Raw genomic sequence first — 13,161 nt, 5'->3', positions numbered from 1 at the left:
TAACCGCCGCTAATGTTCGGATGCACTCAACGATCAATCACTGGGAAAGAACGAAAAGCTCTCCTGATTGAAGGTTCGCTTTATCGTTCATTCGAAAAAACGATTATCAGGCAATAGACGAGATCCATCTGAGATGTCTATGATCCAACTCTATATCTTAGCAAGCCTGTAACATTTAAATTCTTTTTCATTTTTTTAGAAATATGAGACAATAGATCATATAACAATGAAGGAGGTCATTTATGATGTTAAACGATTTATCATCAACAACGACATTGCATAATGGAGTGGAAATGCCTTGGCTTGGACTTGGAGTCTTCAAAGTAGAAGATGGAGATGAAGTGATTCACTCGGTGACAAAAGCAATTGAAAATGGCTATCGTAGCATTGATACCGCAGCTGTTTATAAAAATGAAGAAGGTGTGGGGCAAGCAATCAAACAATCTGATGTTGCACGAGATCAATTATTCATTACTTCTAAAGTATGGAATAGTGATCAAGGTTATCAATCAACATTAGATGCGTTTGAATCTACCTTAGCGCGTTTACAGTTAGACTACTTAGATCTTTACTTAATCCACTGGCCTGTTCCAGAATTAAATAAATACAAAGATACATGGCGTGCCCTTGAGAAGCTATATAAGGAAGGGAAGATCAGAGCGATTGGTGTCAGCAATTTCAAAGAAAGCCATTTAGCCGAGCTAATCAAGGATTGTGAAATTGTGCCAATGGTTAACCAGGTCGAATTTCACCCGCATTTAACACAGGAGCCATTACGTGCGTATTGTCGTGATCACCATATCCAACTTGAAGCATGGTCACCTTTAAAACAAGGTGAACTATTAGATGATCCTATTCTGACCGAGATTGCGAACCATCATAATAAAACAGTCGCACAAGTTATTATTCGATGGGACTTACAAAGCGGGGTAGTAACGATACCGAAATCGGTTAAAGAACACCGTATCATTAGCAATGCTGATGTGTTTGATTTTGAATTAACAGCTGAGGAAATGAGTCAGATTAATGCGATGAACAAAGATGATCGACGGGGTCCAGACCCTGATGCATTTAATAAGTACTAAGTGATCAAGGATGCATTTGGGACAAAAGTAAATATCGTGATCAAGGCGAATGAGATGTATCAATCGATTTTTCATTCGCCTTTTTTGCATGCAAGCATAGAAACGCTATGAGCGAAAGGAATCTTAAAAGCAAGTATAAACGCATGCATTCCGCTTTTCTTAGCTTTAGGTTATGTTGAATTTTTATCACAGATAATCATTCGTAAACCATCTCCTCAAAATAGAGCGTAGAGCAAATTGATGGAGGTGGATGATAACGGACGCTCATATTCGGGTTCACTCAACGAACCTTCAATCAGCGGGCGAAGAACAAAAGCGCTCACTACATTGAAGGTTTGTTTTATTTGTCATGCCTAGAAAGGATGTGAATTGACATAGGATGACAAATTTCGCAAATCGATGCCTGTTAATTTAGATGGACTGCTGCGGCCTGATCAACTACAATAGTAAGATTATCGTGCTGTTTTAATATTGAAGCAGGAAAAGACTCACTCAGTTCTCCTGTAACTAAACGCTTAACCGCCTCAGCTTTATTAGCTCCAGAGACAAGTAATACGATTTCTTTACTCTCCATAATGGTTTCGATGCCCATCGTAATGGCATGTGTTGGCACATCTTGTTTTTGATTAAAAAATCGTGCATTCGCTTCACGTGTTAATGGGTCGAGTTCAACAACGTGTGTACGACTAGTGAAAGGTGTTCCAGGCTCATTAAAGCCAATATGGCCATTTAATCCAATCCCTAATATTTGTAGATCAATACTTTTCGCTTGTTGAATAAGTCGTTCATAATCTTTACATTCCTGTTGATGATCTTTTGTATTCCCATTAGGTAGATGCGTCTGTTCTTCACGGATATTGATATGGTTGAATAGTTTATCCTGCATAAACGAATGATAACTATTGGGATCGTCAATAGCTAATCCTACATATTCATCTAAATTGAAGGTTGTTACGTCTTTAAAAGAAACGAACCCTGCTTGGTAACTGTCAATTAAGCACTGATACATCCCCTCAGGTGTGGATCCGGTAGCCAAGCCTAATACGGGATGGTTCGTTTGGTTAATTTTACCAATAATATGCTGACAAGCCCATTGACTCATTGCTTGATAATCGTCTACTTTAATAATATTCATGTTGTCACTCCTCATTAAATGCTACTTTTCCTTTTGTTAGCGTCATTTTCAAATTTAATTCGTCATCAACGAGTAATAAATCAGCATCTTTTCCCACTGTTATTGAGCCCTTGTGGTCAAATACATGGATCTGCTTAGCAGGATTGACAGATGCGATCTGAACAATGTCTCTTAAGGTGACATCGGGTAGTTGATGCAGTTGTTTAGCGCCATCGATCATGTTGAGGATACTTCCGGCTAAGGTACCGTCTGCTAGAATAGCTCGATCTTCCGTTACTTTTACAGGTTGTCCACCCAGTTCGTAATCCCCAGCAGGGAGCCCTTTCGCGCGCATAGCATCGGTAATTAAGATTAAGCGGTTAGTACCGATATTTTGATAAATAAGCTCAAGCATTGGGGGGGAAACATGGATGCCATCAGCTATAATTTCGGCATGCAGTGTATCAAGTAAAAATGCACCACCGACTGCACCAATATCCCGATGATGAATACCATTCATTGCATTGCATAAATGCGTTAACTGATTAACCCCTTTATTCACGGCTGTTTTTAATTCAGAAAAATTTACATTGGTATGGCCTGCAGATACATTGACATTTTCCTGTCGAAGTGCTCGAATAAATGTACCGTCCTGATCTAGCTCGGGTGCCATTGTAATGGTGCGAATCTTACCGTTCGCTAGTTGTTGCCAATGATTAAATAAATCAAGATTAGGTGCTTTAATGAATGAAGTGGGTTGAGCACCAGCTTTTTCTTTTTCAACAAATGGACCTTCTAAGTGGATACCCAGTAGTTCAGCAGAGCCATGTTCGCCATGAAAGTGTGCCGCTGTTTGTAGGGCTGCTTCAATTTGTTGATTTGATTGCGTAATGGTTGTAGCAAGAAAACTCGTCGTTCCTTCTTTAACGAGATAACTTGCCATGGTTTGAAGGGCATCATTTGTGGCATCCATCACATCGGCGCCGTTTGCTCCGTGAATATGTGTGTCAATAAAGCCTGGAATAAGATTTAAGCCGGAGCCATCGATTATAGTTGTGTTTTCAGCTAAATCATTTGGAAGCTTCTCAACTATTTTTGTTATTTTTCCGGCTTCTATCAAGATGTTTCCGATACATTCACGGTCTTCTAAAAATAGTTTTGCACCTTTAATAAGCATAGTACCTCTCCTTAAAAAATCTTGTTTGTTGTATTCTCGGTGATTTCTCTCTTAATGCGTTTGGCCTCATCATTATTTTTTATCGTTAATCCTGTGCAAATTAAATCAATTAGAAATAATTGAGATATTTTAGATACGAGCGAGCCTCTATCAATAGGGTTCTCCTTAACAGATGATAATAATATATAGTGTGCTAATTTAGTTAAAGGAGATTTCGCATAATTTGTTAAAGCAATGATAGTAGCGCCTTTTTCTCTCGCTATGTTGACATTGTCAATAATCTCTTTTGTACTTCCAGTAAGACTAATGGCGATAATCACTGTTTGATCAGTTGCAGATGTTGCTCGCATAATTTGAGCATGTGTATCCGTCACAACGGAAATGTTTTTGCCAATCCGCATTAATCGGTTTTGCATATCAAGAGCAGCAATCCCTGAAGCACCAATACCAAAAACGACGACATCCTCAGTTTGGTCAATGCAATCAATGACTTGATTGAGTTCATCTTGATCAACCAGTTGAAATGATTGTTCGATTGCATTGATCATGTTGTCTTTAATTTGTTTCGTGTATCCGACTGACTGATCGCTAGGCTTGCTTTGAGTAAGTTCATGTGCGTAGGCTAGTTTAAAAGCTTGGAAACCACTAAAACCAAGCTTGCGAAAAAAACGTAAAGCAGTTGCCTCCGCGACTTTGCAATGGTCAGCGAGTTCAGTTAATGAATCATAAATAACATGGTCTTGATGTGTTGTAATGTAGTGGTGAATCTTTTGCTCGGATTTAGTGAAAAGGTGTTTGTTTTGTTCAAATTGAATGGTGGGTTTTAATGAGACATTTGCATCTTGTTTCATTATGTGCCTCCTTCTTAATAGCTTAAAGATATCATTTTGACTGTTTATAGTCAAATTTTAATTATATTTTGACTGTTAATTGTCATTTTGTTTATTAGAAGCTTTTTATTCGCTTGTCGTTAGTAGATGTGTGTTTGCTTTTTCCTTCACCACTTAAATACTTTTAAATTCAAAACTATATTTCACCATATCAAGAACCCCCAAGAGTTAGAGTTTAAGTGTAACTTTTGGGGGCGGATCATTGAAGGTTCGTTTTATGCTTTTTTAATGTATAAACTCAACTTTCGCCCACTGAAAATAGTCAATTCAACCTTGATCGTGTTCAATAGGCTTGTTGACATGGATGTGCCGCATACGTTAAGCACGTTATTTCGCTCCGAAAAGCAATAGATTCGCTTTTCGCGGGCTCATTCTATTCTCGCAGGAGTCTCACCCTTGCTTATGTCTACTTAGACTGAGGGTTTATACTGAATGTGATTTCTCCATTTTGTGTGCGAACGCAACTCGCTTTCATGCGAAATTCTTACTTTTCGTGCGAACGCAACTCGCTTTCATGAGAAATTCTCACTTTTCGTGCGAACGCAACTCGCTTTCATGCGAAATTCTTACTTTTCGTGCGAACGCAACTCGCTTTCGTGCGAAATTCTTACTTTTTTGTGCGAACGCAACTCGCTTTCATGCGAAAATCTTACTTTTCGTGCGAACGCAACTTGTTTTCATGCGAAATTCTCACTTTTCGTGCGATCGCGGAAAGCGGAACATAACTCACCTGCGCGTCTAAAATCGAAAATTTATATGCAAAGGCAACGCTTATATTTAATATGAATGCTATCCCTGAAAATTCAGATGCGAAAGTTGAGTTATAAAAAAACCACTGCTTAATGCAGTGGGTGACGTTTAACGAAAATATTGTTGCCATTTGCTTGGTTTAAGCCGTGATAAAATAAGGCTGGCCAGCAATGCACCTGTCATACTGCTAACAAAAAAGCCAGGTACAAAGGCAAAGACGGCGACGCTTTGTCCCATTAATAAGTGGGCAACAGGTACCGATAATAATGACCCTAAAATACTGGTTCCAATCAGCTCACCAATCACAGCCACACGTATCTTTGGTTTATATCGATAAAAAAAGCCTGCGAGCAATGCACCTGCCATACCGCCTGGAAAGGCAAGTAAAGTGCCCAATCCTAATAAATTACGAATTAAACCAATCCCAAATGCAATAATAACAGTAGGTAGAGGTCCAAGGATAACGGCGCTAATTACGTTAATCGCATGTTGAACAGGGTAAGCGCGCGCTACCCCAGTTGGAAACCAGAGAAATGAGGCGCCAAGCACGCCAATCGCGATAAATGCAGCCATCACCGTGATGTGTTTTGTTTTTTTCATAAAAAGAGTCCTCCTTTAATTGTTGCTTAGGCTCATAAAGCCTGCATCAGCTAAAGACAGGACCTGACGGGTTGTAAAATCAGCTACTTCCCTACGCTAGTATAATCTAGATCAGGTCCAAAAGAGTTAAAAAGCCTCATCGCGCTTCTCTCTCAGCCTATACTGATAGGCACCCCTAGTAGTCAAAGCTATATAATTATATCAAGGATACCATATGCTATAGAAGAAGAGAAGAGTATTGTATATTTATCTTGAATTCGAGATAAATATAGCGTATACTATCTATAATAAGATTTTCACGATATTGGAGGAGAGACGATGCAATTTTTAGGTATTCACCATGTATCAGCTTTAACAGCTAGTGCAAAACGGAACTATCATTTTTATACAGAAATTTTAGGTATGCGACTTGTAAAGAAATCGGTTAATCAAGATTCACCAGACATGTATCATCTTTTTTATGCAGATGAAATGGGCCGTCCCGGAACAGATCTTACTTTTTTTGAAATGCTCGGTGTAGGGCAAACCTATCGAGGTAACAACAGTATCTCGCTTACAGGTTTACGTGTGCGCGATGATGAGGCATTAAGGTATTGGGTTGAACGTTTTGAGCACTATCAAGTAAAATATCAAGGTTTAACTGAACAATTGGGTCGTCAAGTGATTTTCTTTGAAGATCCTGAAGGTCAACGGCTAATGCTTGTATCCGATCAAAATAATCAAGGGGTAGCAGCAGGTATCCCGTGGGATAAAAGTCCAGTTCCACAAAAATATGGTATAACAGGGCTTGGCCCGATTCGATTGACGATTCCTGAGCTGGCTCCTTCCGAAGGTGTGCTCACTCGTGTGATGGGTTTCAGACATGTAGGTCGTTACCCCGCTTATCAGGAAGGACAAGCAGATGTTGAAGTTTATCAAACGGGACAAGGTGGTACAGGTGCAGAAGTGCATTTAGAAGTGAGGAATGATTTAAGTAAGGAAAAGCCAGGACGAGGGAGTGTTCATCATGTCGCTTTTCGTGTAAAGGATGAACAACAACTTAAGCAGTGGTATGAAAGGATAAAAGAAGAACGCATGCCAAACTCTGGCTTAATTGATCGCTATTATTTTAAATCGCTTTACTTTAGAGAACCTAATGGTATTCTTTATGAATTAGCTACAGATGAACCCGGTTTTACCACAGATGAACCGGTCGAGTCGTTGGGCGAATCATTAGCGTTGCCACCTTTCTTAGAGGAAAAGCGTTCGGCAATTGAAGCGCAGTTAACGCCGATTAAATGAGAAACATATGAGTGTGTTTTCCTTAATAAATGATGAACATGTTGTAAATAGGTGATTTTTTGTCAATAGACAGTGTTTAATTGAAAGTGACAGACAACGAAAGTAGAAAATTCCCCCTGTTCAACTTTTTTAAACGTGCTATACTAGATTTTAAACATAAAGCAATAGGGGGATCACTGCATGGCGGAACCAAAAGCTATTTTTCTTGATATGGATGGTACGATTCTGGATCATTATAACCGTGTTAGTCAGAACACAAAAGAAATAATCGATCGTTTGCGTGCAAAAGGTATCTATGTTTTTATAGCAACAGGCAGAGGGAAAGATGAGATTTACACGACGACACCGGAAGGGTTTGCGGTAGATGGGGTTATTAGTTCAAATGGGATGACCGGTTATCTGGGGGACAAGAAATTATTCCAGCATACTTTGCCTGTTGATCTGATTAACCGCGTCATCGAAAAGGCGCGTCAGCAACGAGTATACTATGAGCTTTTTCCTACATCAGGACCTTGCCAAGCAGAGCAACAAGATCGAGCGATGTTACTTGAGGCTGTTGTGGGCCCCAAACCTGACACCGTTGGTATTAACGAATGGATTGAACGAGAAGAAGCTATTCATGGTGGCATTGTATTTGTCGATCGTATTGAAGGTGAAGCATTTTCTAAATTTTACTGCTTTAGCAAAGAGCAGAATAAAATGGTAGAGTGGGGGAGAACATTAGAACAGCTCAAACAAGATATCCCTTTCTCTACATCGTCGTCTTCTAAGCATAATATCGAAATTATGGTAGCAGAAAAAAACAAAGCAACGGGTATTCAAAGTTTCCTAGATGCGTTGAATTTAACATCAGATCAAATTTTAGCGATCGGTGACAGCTTTAATGATTTGCAAATGTTTGAATTAGCCGGACAAACCGTCGCCATGCAAAATGCTCCAGATGAAATAAAAGCGATAACAGATGAAGTCACCGAATATAGTTGTGATGAAGAAGGCGTTTATCACTATTTAAATGATCGTTTTTTTGTGCGTTAGCAAAACGTGTGAAGCGACAAAGTTAAGATTTTAAAGTGCCAAGTATAATAAAAACGAACACAGCGAGTGCACGCATGTGTAAGATCATTTAACAAGTAAGTGGATTCTGAGTGAGGAAATGTGGTACAAAAAATAGCATAGCTTGTGGAGTACATGTATAAGCTTATGAATAGGCATAAGCGTTTCTACCGAATGACCGTAAATCATTGGACTACATGTGTGACAAGGAAGGGTGCGTCTGACATGTTGTTAGTCTCCTTTCTTTTCGTTGCACATTTGGAAAAGTCTAGTTATTACTAGGCTTTTTTCAATACCATCATGCGGTTAATGAAATGAGAAGGGGAGTTTAATGAATGATTAGTCAATTACCGAAAATAAATAAACAATTAATAGCAGTAGCGTTGGGAGAACGGCCAGCTGACCTCGCTTTAAAAAATGGGACGTTGGTTAATGTGATTACAGGTGAGCTAAATAAGGGGATCGATGTTGCTATTTCAGAACAACGGATTGCATATGTAGGCAAAGCCGATCACACGATTAGTGAGGCGACCAAGGTGATTGACCTTAATGGTAAGTATATTGCGCCAGGGTTGATGGACGGTCATATGCATGTTGAGAGTACGATGCTTACCGTAACTGAATTTGCCCGTATTGCCTTAACCAAAGGGACAACGAGTATCTTTATGGACCCACATGAGATGGCGAATGTATTTGGCAGAGAAGGCGTGCGCTATATGCATGAGGAGGGACAACAGCTACCTTTGCATGTGTTCACTACTTTCCCTTCGTGTGTACCCGCAACAGATGGTTTGGAAGATGCTGGTGCGACGATTACGGTTGAGGATGTTCAAGAAGGTTTAACTTGGTCGAACGTGGTTGGTCTTGGAGAAGTCATGAATTTTCCGGGCGTGATCGCTCGTGATCAGAAAATGATCGGTGAGATCAATGCCACGATTGAAGCAGAACAGACAGTGACGGGTCACTTCCCAGAAGGATCAGATCAAATGTTACAAGCGTACTTAGCATCTGGTGTTGATTCTTGTCACGAAACAGTGACACGTGAACAAGCTTTGGAAAAGCTGCGTCTAGGTATGTATTTAATGATTCGTGAAGGTTCGGCTTGGCAAGACGTCAAGGAAGTCATTAAGGTGATAACAGAAGATCAAGTCAATACAGACCATATTATTTTAGTGACCGATGATATCTACCCTCAGACTTTAGTTGAGAAAGGACAAATTAACCATGTTGTTAGGCGAGCGATAGAAGAGGGGGTTGATCCTGTTACCGCTATTAAGCTTGCGACCATAAATACGGCTCGCTATTTCAAATTAGCTGATGATTATGGCAGTGTTTCGCCTCGTAAAGTAGCAGATTTAATCATTCTTGACGATTTAGAAAAGATGGAACCTTCAATGGTGATTGTGAATGGTGAGCTGGTTGCGCGCGAAGGCGAACTCACTATAGATTTACCATCATATACGTATCCAGCCAAGATCAAAAATTCAGTCCATGTTCAACGTCCAGTGACGAAGTCTGATCTTGTTGTTAAAACGAGCGGAAGCAAGGAGACCGTTACAACGAATGTAATAAAAATTATAGAAAATAGTGCGCGAACAGAGCGTACTCAATTTAAGCTAACGGCGAATCAGACAGGAGAAGTACACTCAGACTTAACACAAGACGTCGTTAAATTGGCTTGTCTTGATCGCCATCATCAATCGGGTGATATTTCAGTTGCCTTTGCCCATGGCTTTGGTTTAAAGCGTGGTGCAGTTGCCTCAACGGTTGCTCACGACAGTCATAATTTGCTTGTGATGGGAGCCAATGATGACGATATGGTGATCGCAGCTAACAAGTTAATTGAGCTTGGTGGAGGGATGTTGGTAGTTGATCAAGGTGACGTTTTAGCAGAAGTTCCTATGCCAGTAGCTGGCTTAATGTCAGATCGTAACGCAGAAGACGTCGTCAGACAGGTTCAGCAACTTGAAGCGGCATGGCAGCACCTTGGCTGCTCGATCCACGCACCATTTATGACATTGTCATTAATTGCGCTACCTGTTATTCCAGACATTCGCATCTCAAATCGTGGTTTGGTTGATGTGACTACATTTGAGTTAATTAATGTTTTAGAGGGTTGATCAATCTAAATATGAACTTATTCGGAGAGTCACAATTCACCCCGAAAAAAGGGCAATAAGATCGGTTCTTTGTCAAATGACGTGGGTGAGAATAATTGCCGATTTTATAAGTGAATGTTTGTTTGGTTAGGTGCATTTTGGGCTGATTTCGATTCAATAGATCTTAACTTAATTTAAATGTCTATCTACACGTAAATTCATACGGGTTCGGTCAGGAAGTAATGAGACTCCTGCAGGAATAGCACGAGCTGAAGATCCACTCATGTGCGCGTTTGGTGCGCACATGAGTTAGCTGAAGCCGTGCCTGCGGAAAGCGAATCACTGGATGACCGAACCCATTGCTATAATTAGAGAAATAGAAAAGACGTTAACGAAAGTCTACCCCCATTACACAAACGCATGAAATGGAGAATTCCCTTCACCAACGTCAAATAGTATACAACCATAAGATCACGAACTTGACCACAGTCTTAAACAATAAGCCTGTGGTTTTTGGTGTTCTATTTAGTCAGTTTCGGCATTGTATTATTTCATCTGATCTTTTTTTAATCTATTTTAGTTTTTCAATTAAGTAGCCAAATTGTCCGTCCATTAATAGGCTAATAGAATCAACCATTTTTTCTGTTGGTATGTTCATCTCATCTTTAATCCAGTCAATTAATATTCCGGTAAAAGCGTGACTATAAAATTGAAGAATAAATTGCTTATCTGATTCAGATAATTTTTCAGAATCCGTCATTTCATCGATCACCCCCACTAACAAATCATAGAGCACTTGATTTAAAGACATCTCTAAATGCTCTCTTGCTAATGAACGATAGGTATTAATGCACAAACGCTTATGATCTGCCATGTAATTCAGAATAATCGTTAGTCCTTGTTTCCATGTCTTGTGTGAACTGCAATCCTTAATCGCCCCAATTGCTTCTGTTTTATAAATCCATGCAAGTAAGGCGTAGATATCTTGAAAATGATAGTAAAATGTTTGCCGATTAAGATTACAGACTTGCACTAATTCTTTAACTGTAATCTTGTCTAAAGGTTTTATACTCAGCGTATCTTTTAAGGCATTGGCTAAAGCTTGCTTCGTATACATGGTCACAGTAAATCGCCTCTTAATCATAAAAGTTTTTTTCTTACTGCACGACACTTCAAAGCATTATTATTTTTTATACAATTTCACATTAATGTTGAAAAATTAAACATCGAGTATTTAATGTCTATATTAGCATGCAAAAATAACCAATACAATGAAGATGAATTTAAAACGAGGAGGTTATTCTAATGTATTATAGCAATGGAAATTATGAAGCATTTGCTCGTCCGAAAAAACCAAAAGATGTCGATAAAAAAAGCGCTTACCTGATTGGATCAGGTTTAGCCTCTTTATCGGCCGCTGCTTTCCTCATTCGTGATGGTCAAATGAAAGGTGAAAACATCCATATTTTCGAAGCGCTTGATATTGGCGGTGGAGGCCTTGATGGTATCTATAATAACGATCGTGGCTTTATCATTCGTGGGGGTCGAGAAATGGAAGATCATTTTGAATGTTTATGGGATTTGTTCCGTTCGATTCCTTCGCTAGAAATAGATGGAGCTTCTGTACTAGATGAATTTTATTGGCTTAATAAGGAAGACCCCAATTACTCTTTGCAACGTGCGATTGTGAACAGAGGGGAGGACGCCCATACTGATGGGAAGTTCACCTTGAGCCAAACGGCTTCAATGGAACTGATTCAACTCTTTTTCACTCCAGAAGATAAATTGGAAAAATTAAAAATTACAGATGTATTAAGTGAAGACTTTTTTGAGTCGAATTTTTGGCTTTACTGGCAAACGATGTTTGCATTTGAACCATGGCACAGTGCAATGGAGATGCGCCGTTACCTTGCGCGGTTTATTCATCATATCGGTGGTTTACCTGATTTCTCTGCACTTAAGTTTACCAAATATAATCAATATGAATCTTTAGCTTTACCACTTATAACATTTCTAGAAAATCATGGTGTTACCTTTCAATACGATACAACAGTGACACAAGTAGAGTTTGCCATTACTCATAATAAAAAAGTTGCTAAAACAATCGTTTATCAACAGCACAACGAGGAAAAGCATCTATCACTTACAGAAGATGACTTTGTATTTATCACGAACGGAAGTAACACGGAAAGTTCTACGCTTGGTGATAATCATACACCAGCTGCTATTAATCATGATCTTGGGGGGAGTTGGGAGCTGTGGAAAAATATAGCTAAACAAGATCCTGCCTTTGGATCACCGGAAATATTCTGTGGAAACATTGCAGAAAGCAACTGGGAATCAGCGACGATCACGACTTTAGACGATCGTATCCCAACTTATATTGAGAAAATTTGCAAACGTGATCCCTTTAGCGGGAAAGTAGTCACTGGTGGGATAGTCACTATTAAAGACTCTAATTGGCTGATGAGCTTTACCCTTAACAGACAACCCCACTTTAAGGATCAGCCAGCTGATCAGTTAGTTGTTTGGGTTTATAGCTTATATTGTGACGTTCCTGGTAACTATATCAAAAAACCAATGAAAGATTGTACAGGTATTGAAATTACGGAGGAATGGCTTTATCACTTAGGTGTTCCAGAAGTTGAAATTCATGACATGGCTACACATGCTGCTAATTGTATACCCTGTATGATGCCTTTTGTTACTTCTTATTTCATGACTCGATCGGCTGGTGATCGCCCCAATGTGGTGCCCGAGGGATGTGTTAACGCTGCCTTTATTGGCAACTTTGCTGAAACACCAAGAGATACCGTCTTTACGACTGAGTACTCTGTAAGAACAGCAATGGAGGCTGTCTACACTTTACTTAATATTGATAGAGGGGTGCCAGAAGTTTTTGCCTCTGCTTATGATATACGTGTTTTACTTGATTCAACAGCTAAAATGCTCGATGGGCAAAAACTTACTGATTTAGCATTACCGGATGAAACAAAACAAATCATCAATAAAGGGCTTAACCGTATGTCTGATACCGAGGTAATACGGTTATTAAAAGAATATCAACTCCTGTAAATGCTGTGTCGTTACCGTTGGAAAAGTTGAAACGCGA

The 13,161-nt window shown here is 39.5% G+C and carries 10 protein-coding genes and 2 riboswitches; of the genes, 5 read left to right on the top strand and 5 right to left on the bottom strand.

The window, feature by feature from the left end; genetic code table 11:
• The first annotated feature begins 245 nt into the window (after window positions 1-245).
• On the top strand, window positions 246-1,085 hold the full coding sequence (locus JOE23_RS05710; RefSeq protein ID WP_204436854.1) for an aldo/keto reductase: 840 nt from the start codon (window positions 246-248) through the stop codon (window positions 1,083-1,085).
• Window positions 1,086-1,491: 406 nt separating this feature from the next.
• Here JOE23_RS05710 and nagB read toward each other — a convergent pair whose 3' ends face one another.
• The 4 genes from nagB to thiW all read right to left on the bottom strand — a co-directional run bounded on the left by nagB (window position 1,492) and on the right by thiW (window position 5,616).
• On the bottom strand, window positions 1,492-2,220 hold the full coding sequence (nagB, locus tag JOE23_RS05705; protein ID WP_204436429.1) for a glucosamine-6-phosphate deaminase: 729 nt from the start codon (window positions 2,218-2,220) through the stop codon (window positions 1,492-1,494).
• A 4-nt stretch (window positions 2,221-2,224) separates the two neighbouring features.
• Window positions 2,225-3,376, bottom strand: a complete 1,152-nt coding sequence (gene nagA, locus JOE23_RS05700) for an N-acetylglucosamine-6-phosphate deacetylase (RefSeq protein WP_204436427.1) — start codon at window positions 3,374-3,376, stop codon at window positions 2,225-2,227.
• A gap of 11 nt (window positions 3,377-3,387) precedes the next feature.
• A complete protein-coding gene (locus JOE23_RS05695) occupies window positions 3,388-4,227 on the bottom strand; it encodes a MurR/RpiR family transcriptional regulator (protein ID WP_204436420.1) in 840 nt (279 codons plus the stop codon).
• Window positions 4,228-5,124: 897 nt separating this feature from the next.
• Complete coding sequence (thiW, locus tag JOE23_RS05690; RefSeq protein WP_204436419.1) at window positions 5,125-5,616, bottom strand: energy coupling factor transporter S component ThiW; 492 nt, start codon at window positions 5,614-5,616, stop codon at window positions 5,125-5,127.
• 71 nt (window positions 5,617-5,687) lie between these two features.
• Window positions 5,688-5,803, bottom strand: a riboswitch (TPP riboswitch).
• A gap of 131 nt (window positions 5,804-5,934) precedes the next feature.
• Between thiW and JOE23_RS05685 the strand changes: the two genes are divergently transcribed.
• The 3 genes from JOE23_RS05685 (at window position 5,935) to ade (ending at window position 10,070) form a co-directional block, all read left to right on the top strand.
• The gene (locus tag JOE23_RS05685; protein WP_204436416.1) at window positions 5,935-6,897 is read left to right on the top strand and encodes a ring-cleaving dioxygenase; all 963 of its coding nucleotides are present in this window, start codon (window positions 5,935-5,937) and stop codon (window positions 6,895-6,897) included.
• Window positions 6,898-7,077: 180 nt separating this feature from the next.
• Window positions 7,078-7,932: an HAD family hydrolase gene (locus JOE23_RS05680; protein ID WP_204436414.1), complete on the top strand. Its 855-nt coding sequence runs from the start codon at window positions 7,078-7,080 to the stop codon at window positions 7,930-7,932.
• A gap of 133 nt (window positions 7,933-8,065) precedes the next feature.
• Window positions 8,066-8,166: riboswitch (purine riboswitch) on the top strand.
• Window positions 8,167-8,285: 119 nt separating this feature from the next.
• Window positions 8,286-10,070, top strand: coding sequence for an adenine deaminase (gene ade / locus JOE23_RS05675; RefSeq protein WP_204436412.1), 1,785 nt, complete (start codon window positions 8,286-8,288; stop codon window positions 10,068-10,070).
• Between the two features lie 550 nt (window positions 10,071-10,620).
• Here ade and JOE23_RS05670 read toward each other — a convergent pair.
• A complete protein-coding gene (locus JOE23_RS05670; RefSeq protein ID WP_239585302.1) occupies window positions 10,621-11,166 on the bottom strand; it encodes a TetR-like C-terminal domain-containing protein in 546 nt (181 codons plus the stop codon).
• Window positions 11,167-11,354: 188 nt separating this feature from the next.
• Between JOE23_RS05670 and JOE23_RS05665 the strand changes: the two genes are divergently transcribed.
• Window positions 11,355-13,124 (top strand): oleate hydratase, encoded by a 1,770-nt coding sequence (locus JOE23_RS05665; protein ID WP_204436408.1) that lies wholly within the window; start codon window positions 11,355-11,357, stop codon window positions 13,122-13,124.
• The last annotated feature ends 37 nt before the right edge of the window (window positions 13,125-13,161 follow it).

Source organism: Amphibacillus cookii, assembly GCF_016908375.1.
Lineage (GTDB): Bacteria > Bacillota > Bacilli > Bacillales > Amphibacillaceae > Amphibacillus_C > Amphibacillus_C cookii.
Note: the sequence above shows the minus strand (reverse complement) of the source record. Positions and strands in the feature narration are given on the sequence as shown.